Here is a 21,795-nt window from a genome sequence, read left to right on the forward strand (position 1 = left end):
CGGCCGTCGATCCGACTCCTCCGGAGAGGCGTGGGTCACACCGTTGGTCGAGCGTCGCCGTGGGGTCCCCCGGGGGGCGTCGGAGTCGGGGCCCGATCAAGATCCTTCGATGGTCCCCGGCGGGCGGGTGCGTCGCCGCTCCTCCGGTCAGCGCTGATCACCGCTGGTGGTGGGGCTTGTCAAGGTCGGGTGGGGTCGACTGCCGCGCCGCTACCATTTGACAACGTTGCCACCGGCACGGGATGGTGCCGGGAGTGGCTGCGGGGGCGGCTGTGACGGGCGAAGACAGCGTTACGTCAATATTGCCGGATTGTTACATTTTCAACAGGCCCTCGCCTTGCGGATGACCCTCTGGCCGCAATACGTTGCCGTCAACAACAAAACCAAGTGAAGGTTCAACCTTCCGGAGGTAACCGATGACGTTGGCGAGGTGGTACGAGCGATGAGCGACGTGCCCATCCTCCTTGAGATGCGCTCCATCACCAAGGAGTTCCCCGGAGTCAAGGCCCTCTCCGACGTCAACCTGGTGGTTCGCGCCGGCGAGATCCATGCCATCTGCGGCGAGAACGGTGCGGGCAAGTCCACGCTGATGAAGGTCCTCAGCGGGGTCTACCCGTACGGAAGCTACGACGGCCAGATCATCTACCAGGGGTCGGAGAGCAGATTCTCCGACATCCGGGCCAGTGAGAAAGCCGGAATCGTGATCATCCACCAGGAGCTCGCGCTCATCCCGGGCATGTCGATCGCCGAGAACATCTTCCTCGGCAACGAGCCGCGCAAGCACGGCGCGATCGACTGGAAGGCCGCCAACCGGATGGCGCTGGACCTGATGGCCCGGGTCGGCCTCCAGGAGGACCCGGACACCCTGATCAAGGACATCGGCGTCGGCAAGCAGCAGCTCGTGGAGATCGCCAAGGCGTTCGCCAAGGACGTGAAGCTGCTCATCCTGGACGAGCCGACGGCTGCGCTGAACGAGGCGGACTCCAAGCACCTGCTGGACCTGCTGCGTGGGTTCCGCTCGCGCGGCATCACCTCGATCATGATCTCGCACAAGCTCAACGAGATCGAGGCGATCGCCGACCAGATCACCATCCTGCGCGACGGCCGGACCGTGGAGACGCTCGACGTCGAGGCGGACGGGGTCGACGAGGACCGGATCGTGCGGGGCATGGTCGGCCGCGAGCTGAGCAGCCGGTTCCCGGACCACACCCCGAAGATCGGCGAGGTCTTCTTCGAGGTCCGCGACTGGAACGTCAGGCACCCGATCTCCGCCGAGCGACAGGTCTGCAAGAACGAGAGCTTCGTGGTGCGCCGCGGCGAGATCGTCGGCTTCGCCGGTCTCATGGGCGCGGGCCGTACCGAGCTCGCGATGAGCGTCTTCGGCCGCTCCTACGGGGTGTACGAGTCGGGCACGATCATCAAGGACGGCAAGGAGATCGTCCTGAAGTCGGTGGCGGACGCCATCGACAACGGGCTCGCGTACGTCAGCGAGGACCGCAAGGCGATCGGCCTCAACCTGCTCGACGACATCAAGGCCTCGACGGTGGCCGCCAAGCTGTCCAAGATCTCGCACCACGGTGTCCTGAGCGAGGTCGAGGAGTACCAGGCGGCCGAGTCGTACCGCAAGGAGTTGCGGACCAAGGCCCCGACGGTCGACGAGAGCGTCTCCAAGCTCTCCGGCGGCAACCAGCAGAAGGTCGTCCTGGCGAAGTGGATGTTCACCGACCCGGACCTGCTGATCCTCGACGAGCCCACACGCGGCATCGACGTCGGTGCCAAGTACGAGATCTACGGCATCATCCAGCGGCTCGCCGACCAGGGGAAGGGCGTCATCGTCATCTCCTCGGAGCTGCCTGAGCTGATCGGGCTGTGCGACCGCATCTACACCGTGTTCGAAGGTGCCATCACGGGCGAGATCGCCCGGGCGGACGCCACGCCGGAAAACCTCATGAAGCAGATGACCTCGACGAAGAAGATGGCCACACGATGAGCCGATTGAAGGACCTTCAGAAGAACCTGTTCGGAGGCACCACCTCCAACGCTCGACAGTTCGGAATGATCTTCACCCTGGTGGCGATCGTCGTCCTGTTCCAGATCCTGACCGACGGCCTGACCCTGCGGTCGGACAACCTGATCGCGCTGTTCCAGCAGAACTCGTACATTCTGATTCTGGCCATCGGCATGCTCATGGTGATCGTGGCCGGGCACATCGACCTCTCGGTCGGCTCGGTCGCCGCCTTCGCGGGCATCCTGGTCGCCAAGTCGATGGCCGACTGGTCGCTGCCCTGGCCCGTCGCCATCCTGTTCGGCCTCGCCATCGGTGCGATCATCGGTGCCTGGCAGGGCTTCTGGGTGGCCTACATCGGGGTTCCGGCGTTCATCGTCACCCTGGCCGGCATGCTGCTGTTCCGCGGTGGCAACCAGTTCATCGGTAACGCCAACACGATCCCGGTGCCCGAGGGCTTCCGGGAGATCGGCTCCGGGTTCCTGCCCGAGTTCGGTCCGAACACCGGCTACAACAACGCGACCCTGCTGCTCGGTCTGGCCGCGGCGGTGGCGGTGGTCTGGCGCGAGCTCCAGGCCCGCAAGACCCGGCGGGCGATGGACGCCGACCCGGCGCCCATGTGGATCTCGATCCTGCGGATGGCCATCATGGTCGGGGCTATCGCCTTCGCCTCGCTGCGCTTTGCCAGCGGTCGCGTCGGCACCAGCTTCCCGATCAGCGGCATCATCCTGCTGGTCCTGGTGATCGCGTACTCGTTCTACACCCGCAACACGGCCGGTGGCCGGCACATCTACGCGGTGGGTGGCAACTCCCGGGCGGCCGAGCTGTCCGGTGTGAAGCTCAAGCGGGTCAACTTCTTCGTCATGATGAACATGTCCGTCCTGGCCGCGCTGGCCGGCATGATCTTCGTGGCCCGTTCGGCGGCCTCCGGACCGCAGGACGGCAACGGCTGGGAGCTGGACGCCATCGCGGCGGTCTTCATTGGTGGCGCAGCTGTCTCCGGTGGTATCGGCACCATCAGCGGCTCGATCGTCGGTGGTCTCGTCATGGCCGTGCTCAACAACGGCCTCCAGCTGATGGGCGTCGGCACCGACCGCGTCCAGATCATCAAGGGTCTGGTCCTGCTGCTGGCCGTCGCGATCGACGTCTACAACAAGAGCCAGGGGCGCTTCTCCATCATCGGGAGCCTGATGCGGCCGTTCCGCCGCGACGACTCCGCCCCACCCGCCTCACCGCCGGACGCGGAGCGCGAGCCCGCCAAGGCAGCGGTGTCCGGCTGACGGCCACCGACTTCTCCACCCGCCTCACCATCCAGAAAGGCAAGTCCTCACATGCGTAAATCTTTCGGCACGTCGGTGGTGGCCATCAGCGCCGCCGCCATGCTGGCCCTCGCCGGCTGCGGCTCCGGCCGTGACGGCGACAGCGACTCCGGCGGCGAGGCCGCCAAGGGCTTCGCGGCGAACTCGCTGATCGGCGTGGCCCTCCCGGCCAAGACCTCGGAGAACTGGGTCCTCGCCGGTGACCTCTTCAGCAACGGTCTGAAGGAGGCCGGTTTCCAGGCTGACGTGCAGTACGCCGGTGCGTCGACCACTGTTGCGGACCAGCAGGCCCAGATCACCGCCATGACCACCAAGGGTGCCAAGGTCATCGTCATCGGCGCGACCGACGCCGCGCAGCTGTCGACCCAGGTCGCGGCGGCCCACGCGGCCGGCGTGAAGGTCATCGCCTACGACCGGCTCATCACCAACACGCCGGACCTCGACTACTACGTCGCGTTCGACAACTTCAAGGTCGGCCAGCTCCAGGGCCAGGCCCTGCTTGAGGGCATGAAGGCCAAGAAGCCGAACGGCCCGTACAACATCGAGCTGTTCTCCGGCTCGCCTGACGACAACAACGCCGGTGTCTTCTTCAACGGCGCGATGGACGTGCTCAAGCCGGAGATCGACAAGGGCAACGTGGTCGTCGCCTCCAAGCAGACCGAGGTCAAGCAGACCGCCATCCAGGGCTGGAAGGCCGAGGGTGCGCAGGCCCGCATGGACCAGCTGCTGACCTCGACCTACGGCAACAAGGAGCTGGACGGCGTCCTCTCCCCGAACGACACGCTGGCCCGCGCCATCCTGACCTCGGTCAAGGGTGCCGGCAAGCCGATCCCGGTCGTCACCGGCCAGGACTCCGAGGTCGAGTCGGTCAAGTCGATCGTCGCCGGTGAGCAGTACATGACGATCAACAAGGACACCCGCAACCTGGTGAAGGAGACCATCAACATGGTCAAGGCTCTCCAGGCCGGCGACAAGCCGCAGGTGAACGACACCGAGTCCTACAACAACGGCAGCAAGGTCGTCGACACGTTCCTGCTCCCGCCGGTCGCCGTCACCAAGGCGAACGTGGCCGAGGCGTACGCGAACGACCCGAAGCTCGCGCCGCTCACCAAGTAGTCACCACGCGGTAGGCAGCAACGACGATGGGTCCCGGATCTCCTCTTCCGGGACCCATCGTCGTCCGGGCGCCCCGCACCACCCGGCTCCGACGCGGAAGGAGGTCTGACCGTGGGCGCACCCATCCGGTCCAGGCCAGCCGGCGTCGGCCGTAACCCCGAATCCCCGCTGCCCTCGGTTCCCGGTGCCAGCCAGGAGGAGATCCGGCGGCAGAACCTCGGCGCCGTGCTGCGCTACGTGCACCTGCACGGCCCGACGTCCCGGGCCGAGCTGACCAGCCGGCTCGGCCTCAACCGCAGTACCATCGGCGCCCTCGCCGCCGACCTGGTCGCCAGTGGCCTGGTCACCGAGGAGACCACCACCACCGCCCGTCGCGCCGGCCGCCCCTCGCTGGTGGTCAGCCCCCGCTCCGACCGGGTGTACGCGCACGCGCTGAGCATCGACGCGGACCGGTTGCGTGCCGCCCGGGTCGGTCTCGGCGGGCGCATCCTCGACCTGCGGGAGGTCGCCCGCCCCGACGACATGTCGGCGGTCGACGCCGTCGGGCCGCTCGCCGACCTGGTCCGCGACATGGAACGGGCGGTGGCCCCCGACGCGCTGCTGGTGGGCGGCGCGGTCGCGGTGACCGACACGACCCGCAACCCGGACGGCGGACTCCGGGTCGCCAGCGTCGAGGCGACCCTCGGCGCGGCGCTCGAGGCCGAGCTGACCACCTGCGCCGGCTTCGTGGCCGGAGACCTGGCCGACATCGCCGGCCTGGCCGAGCACGTACGCGGCGTGGCAGCCGGTGTCGACGACCTCATCTACCTGCACGGCGACGTCGGGATCAGCGCCGGCATCATCGTCGGGGGCCGGCTCGTGGTCGGCCACCGGGGGCACAGCGGCAAGGTCGGCCACATGGTCGTCAACCCGAACGGCCTGCCGTGCGGCTGCGGCTCACGGGGCTGCTGGGAGACCGAGATCGGTGAGACCGCGCTGCTGCGACACGCCGGCCGCGATCCCCGTGACCGTGCGGCGGTGGCCGAGGTGCTGCGCGCGGCGGCGGACGGCGACCCGACCGCGCTCGCGGCGGTCGAGCAGGTCGCCGACTGGCTCGGCTTCGGCGTGGCGAACCTGGTCAACGTGGTCAACCCGGACGCGGTGGTGTTCGGTGGCTCGCTGCGCGACATCTTCACCGCCGGGGTGGACACCGTGCGCCGCCGGCTGGACTCCATGCCGCTGCCGGGTTCCCGGGAGCACCTGCGCCTGCGCGCGGCCGCGCTCGGCCGCGACGCCGTTCTGATCGGCGCCGCCGAGCTGGCCTTCGACAAGCTGCTGGCCGATCCGCTCAACGTCGGCGTCGCCGGCCAGTGGGGATCCGACGACCCGGCCTAGAGGTCCGGCCCGTGTCAGGGCTCGGAGTTTCCGCACCACGCTCATGCCGCCTGCCCGGCCTGCCGGGCCCTGGTTCCGTGCGCCCCTCCGCCGGCCGTCCACACGACGTCGTCACCTTGCCCAAGCGGCCCGGCACGTCTCCCGTATCGCCTACCGTATGTTGTACGGTAGGCGCGACCACGACGACGGTGGAGGGAGTTCGACGTGACAGCGAGCGGTACGGCGATAGTCGCGGAAGGGCTGCGGAAGCGGTATCGGGACCGGTTCGCCCTGGACGGCTTCGACCTGCGGGTGAGGGCGGGGACGGTGTGCGGCCTGCTCGGCCCGAACGGTGCGGGCAAGACCACGTCGGTACGGATCCTGTCCACCCTGCTGCGGCTGGACGGGGGCCGCGCCGAGGTGGCCGGGTTCGACGTGACTCGCCAACCCGAGCAGGTGCGCTACCGGATCGGCCTGGTGGGGCAGCACCCCGCGCTCGACGAGGCGCTCAGTGGCCGGCAGAACCTGGTGCTCTTCGGCCTGCTGTCCCACCTGGGACGGCGCCGGGCCCGGCAACGGGCGGTCGAGCTGCTGGAACGCTTCGGCCTCGACGACGTCGGCGAACGGCCGGTCCGCACGTACTCCGGCGGGATGCGGCGGCGGCTGGACCTGGCGTCCGGCATGATCCTGGCCCCCGCCGTGCTCTTCCTCGACGAACCCACCACCGGGCTGGACCCGCGCGGTCGCAACGAGGTGTGGGTCTCGATCCGTGAGCTGGTCCGCGCGGGCACCACAGTGCTGCTCACCACCCAGCACCTGGACGAGGCGGACCAGCTCGCCGACCGGATCTCGGTGGTCGAGGCCGGTCGCGTGATCGCCGAAGGCACACCGGACGACCTCAAGACCCGGCTGGGCGGTGATCGGATCGACCTCGTCGTCGCGGACCCCGCCGATCTCGGCACCGCCGTCGCCCAGGTACGCCGGGTCGTCGACGACGAGCCGACGGTCGACGCCGACCGGCGTGCGCTCAGCGTCGGCGTCGGACACCGCGCCGGCGCGCTCGTCGAGGTGCTGCGGGCGCTCGACGCCGCGCAGGTCACCGTGGCCGACGTGGCCCTTCGTCGCCCCACCCTGGACGACGTGTTCCTGCACCTCACCGGGCACCGGACCGCGCGGGAGGTGGCCGCGTGAGCACCACGGCCCCGCCCTCGACCGTGGACCTGACGCCCGGCCGGCCCGCCGCGCTGACCGACAGCGGCACCCTCGTCTGGCGCGGCCTCGCGCGATGGCGACGTGAGCCCGGCCCGCTTGTCGCCTCGCTCGGCTTCAACATCCTGATCGTGCTGATCTTCGCCTACCTGTTCGGCGGGGCGTTGCAGGTGCCCGGGGGAGGCAGCTACCGGGAGTTCCTGATGCCCGGCATGTTCGTGATGACAATGGTGTTCGGCATCAGCATTACCACCATCGCCGTCGCCGAGGACCTGGAGCGCGGGATCACCGACCGGCTCCGCTCGATGCCCGTCTCACCACTCGCGCCGCTCGTCGCCCGGGCGGTGACCGACATGCTGTTCGCCCTTGTCACCCTCGCGGTGCTGCTGGCCGCCGGCCTCGCGGTCGGTTGGCGGGCGCACGGCGGCGCCGGCGCCACGCTGGGCGCGGTGGGGCTGATCCTGCTGCTGCGGTTCGCCCTGGTCTGGGTCGGCATCTTCCTCGGCCTGGTCACCAGGGGTCAGACGGCCGTGGTCGCCGTGCAGACCCTGGAGTTCCCGCTCGGCTTCCTCTCCAACGCGTTCGTCGCACCGGCCACGATGCCGGCCTGGCTCGGCGCGGTGGCCGCGTGGAACCCGCTGTCGGCGACCGTCGGCGCCACCCGCGAACTGTTCGGCAACCCCGGCTGGGGAGGCGACTCGTGGGCGGCGCAGCACTACCCGTGGTTGGCCGTGGCCTGGCCGATCGTGCTTGTCGCCGTGTTCCTGCCGCTCTCGGTCGCCAGGTACCGGCGGCTGGCCGGCTGAGTGTCCAGGCGTACGCGCCCCCGGTGGCCGGGCCACCGGGGGCGCGGTCGGTCACCCGGCGGGACGCAGCACCCGCCCCGGGCCGGCTGCGTTGTCGGCGGCGGCCTGGCTGCGCTGGGTCCCGGTGACGCAGACGTCGTCGCCGATGAACGCGTCGCGCCACACGTACCCGGCGACGCAGGTGTGCGGGCCGTACGGTCCGCTGACCCAGCGGCTGGCCGCGGCCGCGTTGTCCGCGAGCACCTGAGAGCGGGTCGCACCGGTGACGCAGACGTAGTCGGACTGGTCGGCGTCGCGCCAGACGTACCCGCTGACGCAGGTGTTCGGGCCCGCGACGAGCCGGGCCGGGTTGCGCCGGGACGCGGCCGCGGCGTTGTCGGCGGCGGCCTGGGTGCGCTGCGCCCCGGTGACGCAGACGTCGTCCCCGGCGTACGCCTCACGCCACACGTACCCGGCGACGCAGGTGTGCGGACCGTACGGGCCGTTCACCCAGCGGCTCGGCGCGGCGGCGTTGTCCGCCCACACCTGGCTACGGGTGGCGCCGGTGACGCAGACCAGGTCGCCGGCGCGGGCCTCCCGCCAGACGTAGCCCTGGAGGCAGCGGTTGACCACGTCGGACGTCACGGTCACCGAGGCGGCGTTGCCGGAGAGCCAGTTCACGCCGATCTGCACGCCGTTGGCGTTGAGCGACTGCGCCGGCCCGCCGCCGGGACCGGTGCGCAACAGGGTGGGCGTGCCGTCGCGGACCTCGTGCAGCAGCACCGTGTCGGCGGGGATGCCGGCGCTCCAGCCGGTCTTACGGCGGAACTCGACGGTGTAGTAGTGGAACAGGTCGGCCGGGTCGAACGGGATCCGGACCAGTTGCGGGCCGCTGGCGGCGGGCACCTCAAGCGGGGCCAGGGTGAGGGTGCGGGAGCCGACCCCGTCGGCGGCCATGGTGAACACCCGGTTCTTGGGCAGCCAGCCCAGCTCGTCGCGGTGCGGCCCGTTGAGGCCGACGGCGCTGGTGCCGTAGTTCGCGGTGCCGAAGGCGTGGATGTGCATGGCGCTCATCTCGTCCCACGGGTCGTCGTACTCGCCCGGTTGGGACCACGGCGCGTTCTGGTACGTGGTGTCGTTCGAGAACGAGTGGCCCAGGTTGTAGCCGTGCAGCATCTCGTGCGCGGCGAAGCCGACGTTCCAGGCGCCCGGGTCGAGCAGCACCCGGCCGCCTGCCGCGCCTGAATCCACCCAGTCGTTGAGCATGACCGCGATCCGGTTGCCGGCGGGCACCGCGTAGCCGGCGGTCGCCGCCGTGTCCACGCAGCGCTGGATCCGGGTCCACCTGTCGATCGACGCGAACTGGGCAAGCGTGTACGGCATCGTGTACCAGCCGCGCACCACCGACCCGGCCAGCGACACCCGTCCGCCGGACTGGTCGGCCAGGTAGTCCGCCACCCCGCCGGTGCCGACCCCGGCCGCGGTGAGGAAGTTGGCGAAGTGCGACGGCGGTTGGGGCTCCGCCGGTTTGTCGCTGAACTTGCACAGCAGCACCGACCAGGCAGTGGCGTTGCGGATCGGGCTGGCCGTCGCCGGGGCGGACGGCACGGCCACCGCCCCCAGCACGGCGCAGGCGAGCGCCACGGCCGATGCGCCGACCCGACTGAGGATTCTGGACTTCACTCGTACGCTCCCATCGCCGCGGCCCGGCCGACCCGGGCACGATGTCCACATCGGAGCACCAGCTGTGATGGGATGAGCACCTTGAGTCGCGTTGGCGACGGGCCGGAATCCGACTTCGCCGAGCCCTGGCTCTCGCTGACCGTCGAGGGGCCGCGCTGACGGGTGATCGCCGGGGCCCCCGCGCCCCGACGAGCACCCGTCGCTCGATCAGGCGATCCGGCGGACCCGGCGCACCGCGAGGTAGAGCAGCAGCAGGGCCAGGGCCACGAAGATGCCCGTCTCGATGCCCTGGAACAGCCAGAACCGGTCCGCCGGCTGGTACAGCTGCCAGTTGTACGCGCCCGGCTCGAGACCCAGCTCGGCGCCGCACGCCCGACCCTTCGCCTCTCCGGCGCCCGGCGGGCACATGATGCGGGTGTCCTCGGCCATCATCTTCCCGTCGGGGTTGCGGATGCCCTGGCTGAGGATCCAGTCGCCACGGGCCATGCCGGCCTCCGTGGCCCCCTCGATCGGGAAGGTCAGGGTGCGGGCGGGCCTGTAGTGCGGCCGGACCAGGGTCTCCACCGCCGCCCGTACGCCGATGTACCCGGCCAGGGTGATGCCCATGGCGGGCAGCATCCGCTTCCACACCGTGCCGGCGAAGACGCCGAGCGCCACGGCGAAGAGGGTGTACCCGATCGGGACGACTCCCTGCAGGTCGAAGACGATCACGCCGAGGCGGCCCTCGTGCGCGGCCCGTGTGAGCGGCTCGACCCACCACGACATGCCCAACCCGTAGCCGGCCGCGAGGACGAGGACGGCTCCGCCCACCAACACGAACTTCACGAGCGCCCAGCGGGTGCGGCCCACGCCCTGGGTCCAGACGAACCGGTGCGTACCGTGTTCCACCTCGCGGGCGACCAGCGGGGCACCCCAGAACAGGCCGACCAGGACCGGCAGGGTGAGCAGCAGCACGGCCACCAGGTTGAGGCTGCCGTACCGGTTGCTGAAGCGGCGGAAGCCGGCGTCGCAGGTCTGGCGGGTCGCCTCCGCCACGTTGGTGTCGGCGAGCTGGCGTGCGCAGTCCGCCAGCCCGAGGTCGGCGAAGGTGTTCCGCATCGACAGGCCGATCGGCACCATCAGAGCGGCCAGCGCCGCGAACGCCAGCAGGGTGTAGAACACCTGCTTGCGGTGTTGCCGCCAGGTCAGCCAGATCATGCCGCCACCCCCCACTCGCTGTGGCTGGTCTGGGTGGCGCCGTCGGCCAGGTAGGCAAGGACGACGTCCTCGAGGCTGACGTCGCGGACCGTCCAGGCCGGATCGGTGACCGGACCGTCGGTGCGGACCAGCAGCGTGGACTGCCGGTCGGTGTGGCTGGCCCGGACCACGGCGGCGACGCCCCCGACAACGCCGCCGTCGTGCCGGGGACCGACGAGCTGCCGGTGGGCCTCCACCAGCTCGTCGACCGCGCCGGCGAGCTGCACCTGGGCGGCGTTGAGCACGATCAGGTAGTCGCAGACCCGTTCCAGGTCGGCCAGCAGGTGCGAGGAGAGCAGGACGGTGGTCCCGGAGTCCGCCACGCTGCCCATCAGCGACTGGAGGAACTCCCGCCGGGCGAGCGGGTCGAGGCTGGCGACCGGCTCGTCGAGCAGCAGCAGCCGGGGCCGCTTGGCCAGCGCCAGGGCGAGCGCCACCTGGGCCCGCTGCCCGCCGGAGAGCTTGCCGACCGGTCGGTCCGGTGGGATGCCGAGCTGTGCCAGACGGGTGCGGGCCAACGCGGCGTCCCACCGCCTGTTCAGCCTGCCACCGGCGAAGACCAGCTCGGCGGCGGTGAAGTCCCGGTACAGCGGGGTGTCCTGGGCGACGAACCCGATGTCGGCCAGGCCGTCGGTGTCGCCGTACGGGGATCGGCCGAAGACCCGCACCGCGCCCGCGTCGGGCTTGAGCAGCCCGACGGCGAGGTGCAGCAGTGTGCTCTTGCCCGCGCCGTTCGGCCCGACCAGCGCGGCGATCCGGCCGGCCGGCAGGTGCAGTGAGCAGTCCCGCAGCGCCCAGGTGCTGCCGTACCGCTTGCCGAGCCGGTCGGCCTCCAAGACCATGTCCATCCTCTGTCCTCTCGTTCCGCTCATGCGGGTTCCTTCTGCGGGGTGTCGTCGGCGAGGGTGGCGCGAAGTGTGGTCTCCACCAGGGCGATGACGTCCTCGGCCGTGAGGCCGGCGGCCTGCGCGCGGTGCAGCCAGGCGACCAGGTCGTCGCGCAGCTCGGCCTGGTTGGGCAGGGAGGCGCCGGCCAGGGTGCGTTGGACGAACGTGCCCACCCCGGGTCGGCCGCCGACCAGACCCTCGATCTCCAACTCCCGGTACGCCTTCAGCACCGTGTTCGGGTTGATCGCCAGTGACTGGGCGACGTCCCGGACCTTCGGCAGCTGGTCGCCCGGCGAGAGCAGGCCGACCCGCAGCGCCTGTTTCACCTGCTGCACGAGCTGCATGTAGGTGTTCACCTTCGACCGGCTGTCCAGCACGAACTCGATCACTCGTGATGATCCTTCCTGTTGTCCTACGACAGTAGGACTAATAGACAGCTTCATCGGGCGCACCGCGCCTGTCAAGCACTTCGGCATCCCGCCGTGGCACCGGCGGGCCACGAGTTGGCACACACGGGCCAGCGGACCGGGAAGGGGACGGCAGGCGATCCGCGCGACGGAAAGGTGGGCGATGGTCACCAGGCAGCTCGCGGCATCGACGGCGACACCGCTGCAGACGGCCCGCGCCCGGGGCCGGATACGCGGACGACTGATCCTGCTCGGCCCCGCGTTCGTCGCCGCCGTCGCGTACGTCGACCCCGGCAACTTCGCGACCAACTCGGCCGCCGGCGCCCGCTACGGCTACCTGCTGGTCTGGGTCGTGGTGGTGGCCAACCTGATGGCCATGCTGGTGCAGACGCTCACCGCCAAGCTCGGCCTCGCCACCGGGCGCAGCCTGCCCGAGTTGTGCCGCGAGCGCCTGCCACGACCGGTGAACCGGATGATGTGGGTGCAGGCCGAACTGGTCGCCATGGCCACCGACCTGGCCGAGGTGATCGGCGGTGCGGTCGCGCTCTACCTGCTCTTCGGCATCCCCCTGCTGCCCGGCGGGATCATCATCGGCGTCGCCGCCTTCGCCGTGCTGGCCCTGCGCTCACGGGGCTTTCGCGCGTTCGAGATCGGCATCGCCGTGCTGCTCGGCGTGATCGTGCTGGCGTTCGCCGCCAACCTGCTCGCATCCGGCTCCGACCCGGGCTCCGCCGTCGCCGGACTGGTGCCCCGGCTCCAGGGCACCGACAGCGTGCTGCTGGCCGCGGGCATCCTCGGTGCCACCGTCATGCCGCACGTCATCTACGTGCACTCCGCGCTGACCCGCGACCGCATCCCCGCCGCCGACGACACCGAACGTCGCACGCTCTTCCGGGGCCAGCGCACCGACGTGCTTCTCGCGCTGACGGCCGCCGGGGCGGTCAACCTCGCCATGCTGCTGATCGCCGCGGCCAGCTTCCGGGGCGGGGGGCCGGCCGGCGCGGACAGCCTGGAGGGGGTGCACGCCGGCCTCGGCCAGACCATCGGCACCGCCGCGGCGCTCGGCTTCGCCATCGCCCTGCTGGTCTCCGGCCTGGCGTCCACGAGCGTCGGCACGTACGCCGGCGAGGTGATCATGGAGGGCTTCCTGCGGCGGCGGATTCCCCTGCTGCTGCGCCGCCTCATCACCCTGCTGCCCGCGCTCGCCGTCCTGGCCATCGGCCTCGACCCGACCCGGGCGCTGGTGCTGTCCCAGGTCATCCTCAGCTTCGGCATCCCGTTCGCGCTGATCCCGGTGGTCGCCTTCACCCGCCGCCGCGACCTGATGGGAAACCTGGTCAACCACCCCCTCACCACCGCCGCCGCGTCACTGGTGGCCGTGCTGGTGGTCGCGCTCAACGCCTTCCTGCTCTGGCAGGTCGTCGCCCCCTGAGCCGGATGTGTCGGATGACCCCGGTCAGCCCCGGGCGTGGGTCAGGTCCGGCGGCCCTCGTCGCGGGCCGGGATCTCCTGGCGCTGTTCGAGGGCGTCCGCCGGGTTCGCGTCGGCCGGCAACGACGTCTCCCGCTCGAGCGTGCCCGCCGGCAGGGCGCCCTGCTCGGCGAGGTCGGCCTCGGACGCCTCCGGGTCGACGTCGCCCGACACCCGGTCCGGCGGCCCCACGTCGAACGCGTCCTGCCGCTGCTCGACGGCGTCCGCCTCCGGGGGAGGGATCGGAGCGTCCTGGTCGTCACGGTACGTGCTCATCGGAGCCTCCTCGCGGCGGTCGTCGACGTGCCGCCGGGCCGCTGCCTACCCGGCATCGCCGCGCTCAGACCTCCTCCCGGTCAGGATCCGCGACGCTCCCGGTCGGGCCGGACGTCAGCCCGCCCGGGTCGCGCCGCCACGGCAGGACCGGGCGGTCGTACCCCGTACCGTCGTGGGGGCGCCGAGATCGACGGGTGCGGGACCGCCCGCGCAGGCGAGCGCGCCCACCTGCCCGCCGGCGACGATCGGTGCGGACGCGGTACCCGTCAGCGCCAGCCGGCCGGCCACCCGCGTACCCACCACCGTGACGTGGCCGGTCGTGCCGGTCAACGTCACCGCGCCGCGTACCTCGGTGTCGAGCAGTTCGACGGCGGCCGCGCCCGACGACGCGAGGCCCCCGCTGATCGTGGACCCCTCGGCGACCAGGGAGGCGCCCGGTGCGACAGTGACCGGGCCGCTCACGGTGGCCGCGCGCAGGCAGGTGACACCGGCGTCGGCCACCAGCGGGCCGGTGTACCGCCCGGCGACCACACGGGTGCAGGCCGGTGGTGGCGGGATCAGCGTGGCCACGAACGCGCGGGGCGACCCGACGTTGCCGACCGCGTCGACGCCCCGGTACTCGACGGTGTGCCGCCCGTACCCCGGGGACCGCTCGGCGAACGGCGACACCGACAGCCCGCCCGAGCCGAGGTTGCCGTAGACCAGGCCGTCCACGTCGGTGCCGGTGGCGGTGAACAGGAACGGCGACCGGGCGTCCGTGGGCCAGCCGTAGTAGGTGTGCCAGCCGTCGCCGTCGAGACGGAACTCCGAGGTCACCACCCCGGCGCGGTCGTCCGTGCCGGTCAGACCCATGGTGAACGGGCCGTTGTAGACGTACTCGGTGGGCCGGCCCGGCCGGGTCACGGTGAGCAGCGGCTCGGAGAGGGCGTACGCGACGTCGGGCCGGGTCGCGTCGACCGTCCAGGTGCGGGTCGTCGCCTCCCGGCTCGTCGGATCGCTGACCCGGGCGGTCAGCCGGTGGGTGCCCCGGGACAGGCGCAGCGTGCCCAGGTCGAGATCGCGGTCGCTGCCGGTGTCGGCCACCGGTCGTCCGTCGAGCGACCAGCGCACGCCCGGCGCCCGGTCGGTGGGTTGGCTGGTCCGCACGTACACCACGTCGTGCGCGCCGACCGGCCGGTCCGTCGCGGTGGACCCGGTGATCGCCAACGGCGGTGCCACCGGCGGGGTGTCCACGCCGGTGTCCACCGTCCAGGTGCGGATCCGGGTCAGCGCGGGGGAGCGGCGGATCGCCGGGTCGCGGACGAACTCCGTCGGGTCGGTCACCGTGGCGGTGACCGCGTGCCGGCCGGGAGGCAGTCGCAGCGTCCGCAGGTCCAGGTGACGGGCGTTGCCGGTACGCGGCACCGCCCTACCGTCCACCGACCAGCTGACCGTCAGGGCGTGGCTCACCGGGTGCAGGGTGTCCACCCAGAGCAGACGGTCCGCGCCGACCGGCTGGTCGGTGGGCGTCCCGCCCTGCACGAGGTCGACCCGGTCCGCGATCCGCTCGGTCATCTGCTCGCGGGCGACCTGGTCGAAGTAGAAGCCCAGCGACTTCATCATCGAGTGCCGGCTCGGCCGCCACACGCCGCGCTGGAGGTACAGGCCGCCCTCGAAGCGGCCGATCCTGCCGCCCGACTCGCTCGGTTCGCCCAGCCAGCGCCACCACTTGGCCCGGGTGTCGCGCATCTGCCGCTCGGTGAGCACCGTGTGGTGCGCCGAGTCCGGTTCCGGGCCGTCGTACGCGTCGCCGGGCACCCCACGGGCGTAGTAGTCGTACTCGTCCTGCAGCCCGCCGAGCGAATGCCCCAACTCGTGCGGGCTGATCAGCGCGGAGAGCGCGTTTCCGCCGGAGGCGGTCGCGTTGCTGCCGCCCGCACCGCCGTACGTGTCGCTGTTGGCCAGGGCGATGAGCTGCCGGTTGCCCGGGTTGGTGCCGACGGCCAGGTCGGCGTACGTGTTCGCGGCCGTGCCGTCGACCGTGAGCAGGCGTTGCACGCTCGCCGGGTTGCATCCACCCCAGAAGCCCATGTTCAGCGCGGTGTCGCGTCGTGGCGCGGACAGGCCGGGGTCGCAGTCCACCCCGGACTCCGGCGAGACGATCTCGACGGCGTAGACGTTGACGTAGCTGCGGTAGGACTTGAACGGCTCGATCGTCCACAGGGTGCTGAGGTGCCGGTCCACGTGCGCCCGGAAGGTGGGCAGGTCGGCCTCGGTGTAGCCGTCGCCCAGCAGCACCAGGTTGAACCGCGTCGCCGGGTCGCCGGTGACCTGGATCGGCACCACTGTGGCGCTTCCCGCAGGCGATGCGACCGTAGGCGCGGCGACCGCCGGTGTGGCGACCGCCGACCCCGCCGCGACGAGCGCCGCCACACACAGTCCCGCTCTGATCCGCACCCCGCGCCCCTTCCGACGTGCCGGCGGTCGGCCGGCGTCGGACAGCCGGGCCGGCGGGAGCGCCGGTCCCCGATCCGCGTGACCGCGGTCACCTCGGACCGTACCGGGGGTCGGGTCGACACGTAACCCCGCGGCGTCCCGACGGGTGGTCACGCGACCGTTCGGCGCAGCCAGGGCGGCGTTCGGCTCGCGCGCCCGCCGCTGCGGGTGTCGGGTCGCCCGACCTATCAGGAAGCATCGATGGACTGTCCGATGTGGCGGTCGTTGTCGGCGGGCGGCACGCCGCGGTGAACCCCGGACGACCCGCGACGAGAGGGAACACCATGCGATGGAACGCACGACGGGCCGCCGCCGGCGGCTTCGGGCTCGTCCTCGGCGCCGTCCTGGCGCTGGCCCAGGTCGCACCCGCGCAGGCCGAGTCGAACGGCGGCGTACGCGTGATGCCGCTGGGTGACTCGATCACCGACGGGTACAACGTGCCCGGCGGATACCGGATCAACCTGTGGCAGCGGCTGGCCGGCGGCGGCTACACCGTCGACTTCGTCGGCTCCGGGTTCAACGGCCCCGCCAGCCTCGGCGACCACGACCACGAGGGCCACTCCGGCTGGCGCATCGACCAGCTCGACGCCAACATCGTCACCTGGCTGCGGGCCACCGACCCGCGTACGGTGCTGCTGCACATCGGCACCAACGACGTGAACCAGAACTACGACCTGGCCAACGCGCCGGCCCGGCTCTCCGGTCTCATCGACAAGATCAGGTCGACGGCCCCGGAGGTCGAACTCTTCGTCGCCACCATCACCCCGGAGTCCGACGCGACCCGGGAGGCGCGGGTACGGGCGTACAACGCCGCGATACCCGGCATCGTGGCGCAGAAGGGCAGCCGGGTCCACCTGGTCGACATGCACGCCGCGCTCACCACCGCCGACCTCGCCGACGGCGTCCACCCCAACGCCGGCGGGTACGACAAGATGGCCGCCCGCTGGTACGACGCGCTGCGGACGGTGCCCGGCAGCCTGACCCCGGCCGGCGGCCCACCGGTCGGCACCCCGGTCGGCCTGGTCAACACCGCCTCCGGGCGTTGCCTGGACGTGTCCGGCGCCAGCACCACCGCCGGCGCTCCCACCATCATCTGGGACTGCCACGGCAACACCAACCAGCGGTGGACCCGCACCGCCGCCGGCGAACTGCGGGTCTACGGCGACAGGTGCCTCGATGTGAACGGCGGGGCGAGCGCCGACGGCACCCGCGTGCAGATCTGGACGTGCAACGGCGGCGCCGCGCAGCGCTTCACCTTCCGCACCGACGGGAGCATCGTGCTCACCTCCGCAGGCAAGTGCGTCAACGTGACCTCCGGCGGCACCGCCAACGGCACGACGGTGCAGCTCTGGACCTGCAACGGCACCGGCGCCCAACGCTGGTCCGTCCGGTGACGAACGCCCCGCGCCGGTCCCCGCCACACCCGGCCGGGACCGGCGCGGGGCGGCTCGGCGTCGACGACGCGTACCCGAGATGCCCACCGGCGGTGGGCGGCATCCGCCAGGATGGGCGGGACGGCCGGGGACGTGGCCGCGACGAGGAGGCGGGCGATGCGCGTACGCGGGCGGGTGACCCGGGGGTGGCGTGTCCGCGCGGGGGCGGTGCTCGGCGCGCTGGTCGTCGGCGTCGTGCCGGCGGTGGCGCTGACGCCCGGTGTGGCCGGGGCGGCGTCTCCGGCGACCGTGTGTCAGGTGCGGGACGACCGGCTCAACGAGATCTCCGGGATGGTCGCCACCGACGACGGGTACGTGGTGGTCAACGACGGCGCCGACGACGAGGCCCGCCGCCGGATCTTCCACCTGGACCGCCGCTGCGCGGTGACGCGGACGGTCAGCTACCCGTCGCGCCCCCGCGACACCGAGGACCTGGCGATCGGCGCGGACGGCACCATCTGGGTGGCCGACACCGGTGACAACGACCGCACGCGGGAGACGGTCGCCCTGTGGCGGCTCGCGCCGGGTGCGGACGAGCCGGTGCTGCTGCGGATGAGCTACCCGGACCGCCCGCACGACGCCGAGGCGCTGCTGCTCGACGCCACCGGACGTCCGTTGATCATCACCAAGGGCGGCAGCGGCACCGCCGTCCTGTACGCGCCGACCACCGCGCTCCGACCGGGCGCGACGACGCCGCTGGCCTCGGTCGGGCAGGTGGTCCTGCCGTCCAGCTCCACGAGCAACCCGTACTCGTTCCTCGGGCGGGGCGTGGTCACCGGCGCGGCGAACTCCCCGGACGGGCGCCGCGTGGTGCTGCGCACCTACGCCGACGCCTTCGAGTACGACGTGCCCGCCGGTGACGTCGTCGCCGCCCTGACCACCGGCACCGCGAGGGCCGTCCCGCTGCCGGACGAGCCCCAGGGCGAGTCGATCACCTACAGCCGGGACGGCCGCTCGCTGCTCACCGTGTCCGAGTCCGCCGACCAGCCGGCGGGCACCCGCCCGACGATCCTGCGGTACCCGGTCCCGTCCTCGTCCACCGCCGCCGCCCCGCCACCGGCGGAGTCCACCACCACGGCCAGCCCGCCCGCGCCCACGGGGGCCGTCCGGGCCGCCGGAGAGACCGGTGGCGGTGGCCGGATCTGGCCCCTCGTGGCCGGGGCCGGAACGCTCCTGGGCCTCCTCGCGATCGGCGGGGTGCTGTGGCGGCGGCACACCGACAGGCGCTGACCCACGGCTCGTCCACGGGTACCGGTCCCGTGCGGCAGGATGGGCTGATGTCCGTCCTGTCCACGTTGCGTCACCCGATCGTCGCCGCCCCGATGGCCGGCGGGCCGTCCACCCCGGCGCTCGTCGGGGCCGTGTCCGCCGCCGGTGGCCTGGGTTTCCTGGCCGCCGGGATGATCGACCCCGGACGGCTGGTCGCCGACGTCGCGCAGGTCCGCGCCCACACCGACCGTCCGTTCGGGGTCAACGTCTTCCTGCCCGGCTCCGGCCCGGTCGACGAGGCCGGCATCGAGGCGTACGCCGAGCGGCTCACGCCGCAGGCCGAGGAGCGCGGCGTGCGGTTGGGCGAGCCGGTGGGCGGCGACGACGCGTACCCCGAGAAGCTGGCGGCGCTGCTCGCGGACCCGGTGCCGGTGGTGTCCTTCGTGTTCGGCCTGCCGGACCGGGCGGCGGTGGCCGCCCTGCGCGAGCGGGGTACCGAGGTGTGGGCCACCGTCACCCGGCCGGACGCGGTCACCGCCGCCGTCGAGGTGGGCGTGGACGCGGTCGTCGTGCAGGGCACCGAGGCGGGCGGGCACCGCGGTGGGGCACCGGACGACGACGACTACGCGCTGCTGCCGCTGCTGCGGCTGGCCGCCGCCCGTTCTGCCCGGCCGCTGGTGGCCGCCGGTGGCATCGCCGACGGTCCCGGGATCGCCGCCGTGCTGGCCGCCGGGGCCGCCGCCGCCCAGCTCGGTACGGCGTTCCTGCGCTGCCCGGAGGCGGGCAGCTCGCCCCTGCACCGGGCGGCGGTGGCCGGCGCGGCGCCGACCGCGTTGACCCGGGCGTTCACCGGCAAGCGCGCCCGGGGCGTGGTCAACGACTTCCTGCGGCGGCACGACGCGGCGGCGCCGGCCGGCTACCCGCAGGTGCTGCACCTGACCCGGCCGCTGCTCGCCGCCGCCCGGCGGGACGGGGACGCGTCGGTCGCCAACCTGTGGGCCGGTCAGGCGCACCCGCTGGCCCGGGACGTGCCGGCGGCGGACCTGCTCGCCGAGTTGAGCGACGACGCCCGGGCGGCCCTGGCGGTGGCGGCCGAGCGGTCGATGAACTGGGGCTGACCAGCGGATCGACCGTCGGGCCGGGCGGGTGGACGGCGTCGGGTGGCAAACCCGTTAGAGTCTCGCCGTGATCGAGATCGGCGCGCAGGTCGACCTGTCCCACCCGCCCGACCGGGTCTGGCTCGCCCTGACGGATCTGGAGCTGCTCGGCCGGTGGTTCGTCGAGGCCGAGACGGTGCAGGGTGTGCCGGACCGGCTGCTGCTGCACACGGCCGGCCTGCCGGGCTTCGACACCGATACCGAGGTCGAGGTGATCGAGCGGATCGCTCCGGAACTGCTCGCGTTGCGCTGCGACGAGGCCGGCCGGCTCACCGAGCTGACCTGTGCCGTCACCGCCACCAGGGAGGGCTCGCGACTCGCCGTGCGGGAGGTCACCACGCACGGCGCCTGGTCGGCCGAGCAGCACGAGCCGCGTGAGCAGCAACTCCGGCAGGCGCTCACCGTACGCCTGCCGGCCATTCTCGACTGGCTCGCCTTCCAGCAGGTCGACCTGCGCCGGGGCGAGGTCGGGATGACCACGGAGCTGCCACTGATCGCCGTGGACGGCGGAGCGGCCCGTACCCGCCGTCGGCGTCGCACGCTGGTGGCCGTGGCCGCCGGGGCCGTCCTGGTGGCCGGTACGGCGGCGTGGATCGCGCTGCCGACCGGGTCGGATCCCGCCGCCGCGCCGGCGCCGACGGGCACACCGTCGGCGAGCGTGACGGTCGCCGAGCCCACCGCCGCGCCCTCGGCGACGCCCTCGTCGCGGCCGTCGCGGACCGCGTCGTCGGCGACCGCGCGTCCGAGCCGCACCCCGTCGGCGAAGCCGTCGCGCACGCCGTCGGCGACCCCGTCACCCCCGCCGCGGGTCGTCGTGGCGGCCCGCTACGCGACCGACTCCAGCCGGCTGTTCGGCTACACGGGCGAGATCGTGGTGGACAACCCGGGCGGCGCGCCGACGAACTGGGCCGTGGTGGTCACCCTCGCCGAGGGCACCACGGTGGACGACGTCGACGACGCCACCTGGCGGCAGGACGGGCGGACGGTCACCTTCACCGGACCCGCCGTGTCGGCCGGTGGGTCACAGACGTTCCGTTTCGACGTCCGCGACAGCCGACCCAAGGCGCGGGAACCGGAGAGCTGCACGATCGACGGGAAACCCTGCGCGGGCCTGTGACCTAGGCTGCCGGAATGGCACTGCTGCATCGCGCGACACTGCGCCCCACGAAGCTCGACCTGCTGGCGACCTGGCTGCCCGGCCGACCCTGGTACCAGGGGTCGGCCGGCGCGGACGTGGTGAGCCCCGGTGCCTACCGCTTCGACGACCCGGCCGGCGCGGTCGGCATCGAGACGATGCTGGTGGGCGTAGCCGACGGTCCGGTCCACCACGTCCCGCTCACGTACCGCGACGCGCCGCTCGACGGCGCCGACGAGTGGCTGGTCGGCACCACCGAGCACTCGGCGCTCGGCACCCGCTGGGTGTACGACGGCTGCGCCGACCCGGTGTACGCGGCCGCGCTGGCCCACGCCATCCTCACCGGTGCCGGTCAGGCCGAGCAGTTCTTCGAGGTGGACGGACGGCGTGAGGGGCGCTCACCAACGATGACGGTCGCGGTGAGCGGGGCCGGGGCCGCCGACGCGGCACCGGTCGGCGCCGTACGGCGGGTGGTCGACGGCGACAGCACGGTGATCGTCACCGACTCCGTCGAACTGGTCGTCGTCCGCCACCCCGGTGCCGCCGACGCCACCGGGCCGACCCTGCTCGGCAGCTGGGACGGCCAGCCGACGAGCGTTCCGCTGGCGTACGTCCGGATGAGCTGACCACACGGTGGGTG

At 72.3% G+C, this 21,795-nt stretch carries 18 protein-coding genes; 12 read left to right on the forward strand and 6 right to left on the reverse strand.

Annotated elements, in window-relative coordinates; translation table 11 throughout:
* Positions 1–442 precede the first annotated feature (442 nt).
* From mmsA to ABZS77_RS12490, 6 genes are all read left to right on the forward strand, one after another.
* On the forward strand, positions 443–1,990 hold the full coding sequence (mmsA, locus tag ABZS77_RS12465) for a multiple monosaccharide ABC transporter ATP-binding protein (RefSeq protein ID WP_354821519.1): 1,548 nt from the start codon (positions 443–445) through the stop codon (positions 1,988–1,990).
* Positions 1,987–3,285 (forward strand): multiple monosaccharide ABC transporter permease, encoded by a 1,299-nt coding sequence (mmsB, locus tag ABZS77_RS12470; protein ID WP_354821522.1) that lies wholly within the window; start codon positions 1,987–1,989, stop codon positions 3,283–3,285. The genes mmsA and mmsB overlap by 4 nt, the downstream gene beginning before the upstream one ends.
* A gap of 51 nt (positions 3,286–3,336) precedes the next feature.
* Positions 3,337–4,440 (forward strand): sugar-binding protein, encoded by a 1,104-nt coding sequence (locus ABZS77_RS12475; RefSeq protein ID WP_354821525.1) that lies wholly within the window; start codon positions 3,337–3,339, stop codon positions 4,438–4,440.
* A gap of 168 nt (positions 4,441–4,608) precedes the next feature.
* Positions 4,609–5,814, forward strand: a complete 1,206-nt coding sequence (locus ABZS77_RS12480; RefSeq protein ID WP_354821939.1) for an ROK family transcriptional regulator — start codon at positions 4,609–4,611, stop codon at positions 5,812–5,814.
* Between the two features lie 204 nt (positions 5,815–6,018).
* On the forward strand, positions 6,019–6,984 hold the full coding sequence (locus ABZS77_RS12485; protein WP_354821528.1) for an ATP-binding cassette domain-containing protein: 966 nt from the start codon (positions 6,019–6,021) through the stop codon (positions 6,982–6,984).
* On the forward strand, positions 6,981–7,808 hold the full coding sequence (locus ABZS77_RS12490; protein WP_354821531.1) for an ABC transporter permease: 828 nt from the start codon (positions 6,981–6,983) through the stop codon (positions 7,806–7,808). The genes ABZS77_RS12485 and ABZS77_RS12490 overlap by 4 nt, the downstream gene beginning before the upstream one ends.
* 51 nt (positions 7,809–7,859) lie before the next feature.
* Here the strand turns inward: ABZS77_RS12490 and ABZS77_RS12495 are convergent, their stop codons facing one another.
* The 4 genes from ABZS77_RS12495 to ABZS77_RS12510 all read right to left on the reverse strand — a co-directional run bounded on the left by ABZS77_RS12495 (position 7,860) and on the right by ABZS77_RS12510 (position 11,982).
* The gene (locus tag ABZS77_RS12495) at positions 7,860–9,470 is read right to left on the reverse strand and encodes a hypothetical protein (RefSeq protein ID WP_354821534.1); all 1,611 of its coding nucleotides are present in this window, start codon (positions 9,468–9,470) and stop codon (positions 7,860–7,862) included.
* A gap of 207 nt (positions 9,471–9,677) precedes the next feature.
* A complete protein-coding gene (locus ABZS77_RS12500; protein WP_354821537.1) occupies positions 9,678–10,667 on the reverse strand; it encodes a transporter in 990 nt (329 codons plus the stop codon).
* Positions 10,664–11,554, reverse strand: a complete 891-nt coding sequence (locus tag ABZS77_RS12505; RefSeq protein ID WP_354821539.1) for an ABC transporter ATP-binding protein — start codon at positions 11,552–11,554, stop codon at positions 10,664–10,666. The genes ABZS77_RS12500 and ABZS77_RS12505 overlap by 4 nt, the downstream gene beginning before the upstream one ends.
* A gap of 20 nt (positions 11,555–11,574) precedes the next feature.
* Positions 11,575–11,982, reverse strand: a complete 408-nt coding sequence (locus ABZS77_RS12510; RefSeq protein ID WP_139586771.1) for a GntR family transcriptional regulator — start codon at positions 11,980–11,982, stop codon at positions 11,575–11,577.
* Between the two features lie 181 nt (positions 11,983–12,163).
* Between ABZS77_RS12510 and ABZS77_RS12515 the strand changes: the two genes are divergently transcribed.
* A complete protein-coding gene (locus ABZS77_RS12515) occupies positions 12,164–13,432 on the forward strand; it encodes an Nramp family divalent metal transporter (RefSeq protein ID WP_354821542.1) in 1,269 nt (422 codons plus the stop codon).
* Between the two features lie 41 nt (positions 13,433–13,473).
* Here ABZS77_RS12515 and ABZS77_RS12520 read toward each other — a convergent pair whose 3' ends face one another.
* Positions 13,474–13,746 (reverse strand): hypothetical protein, encoded by a 273-nt coding sequence (locus ABZS77_RS12520; RefSeq protein ID WP_354821545.1) that lies wholly within the window; start codon positions 13,744–13,746, stop codon positions 13,474–13,476.
* A 114-nt stretch (positions 13,747–13,860) separates the two neighbouring features.
* Positions 13,861–16,182 carry a M64 family metallopeptidase gene (locus tag ABZS77_RS12525; protein ID WP_354821548.1) on the reverse strand — a complete coding sequence of 774 codons (2,322 nt, stop codon included), beginning with the start codon at positions 16,180–16,182 and terminating at the stop codon, positions 13,861–13,863.
* Positions 16,183–16,505: 323 nt separating this feature from the next.
* Here ABZS77_RS12525 and ABZS77_RS12530 point away from each other — a divergent pair, with 323 nt between their 5' ends.
* The 5 genes from ABZS77_RS12530 (at position 16,506) to ABZS77_RS12550 (ending at position 21,781) form a co-directional block, all read left to right on the forward strand.
* Positions 16,506–17,615, forward strand: a complete 1,110-nt coding sequence (locus ABZS77_RS12530; RefSeq protein WP_354821551.1) for a lectin — start codon at positions 16,506–16,508, stop codon at positions 17,613–17,615.
* A 156-nt stretch (positions 17,616–17,771) separates the two neighbouring features.
* The gene (locus ABZS77_RS12535) at positions 17,772–18,884 is read left to right on the forward strand and encodes a hypothetical protein (RefSeq protein ID WP_354821554.1); all 1,113 of its coding nucleotides are present in this window, start codon (positions 17,772–17,774) and stop codon (positions 18,882–18,884) included.
* Between the two features lie 47 nt (positions 18,885–18,931).
* On the forward strand, positions 18,932–19,981 hold the full coding sequence (locus ABZS77_RS12540) for a nitronate monooxygenase (RefSeq protein ID WP_354821557.1): 1,050 nt from the start codon (positions 18,932–18,934) through the stop codon (positions 19,979–19,981).
* Positions 19,982–20,048: 67 nt separating this feature from the next.
* Positions 20,049–21,137, forward strand: coding sequence for a cellulose binding domain-containing protein (locus ABZS77_RS12545; RefSeq protein ID WP_354821560.1), 1,089 nt, complete (start codon positions 20,049–20,051; stop codon positions 21,135–21,137).
* A 14-nt stretch (positions 21,138–21,151) separates the two neighbouring features.
* A complete protein-coding gene (locus ABZS77_RS12550; RefSeq protein WP_354821563.1) occupies positions 21,152–21,781 on the forward strand; it encodes a hypothetical protein in 630 nt (209 codons plus the stop codon).
* Positions 21,782–21,795: the final 14 nt, after the last annotated feature.

The organism is Micromonospora sp. NPDC005298 (assembly GCF_040607375.1).
GTDB lineage: Bacteria > Actinomycetota > Actinomycetes > Mycobacteriales > Micromonosporaceae > Micromonospora.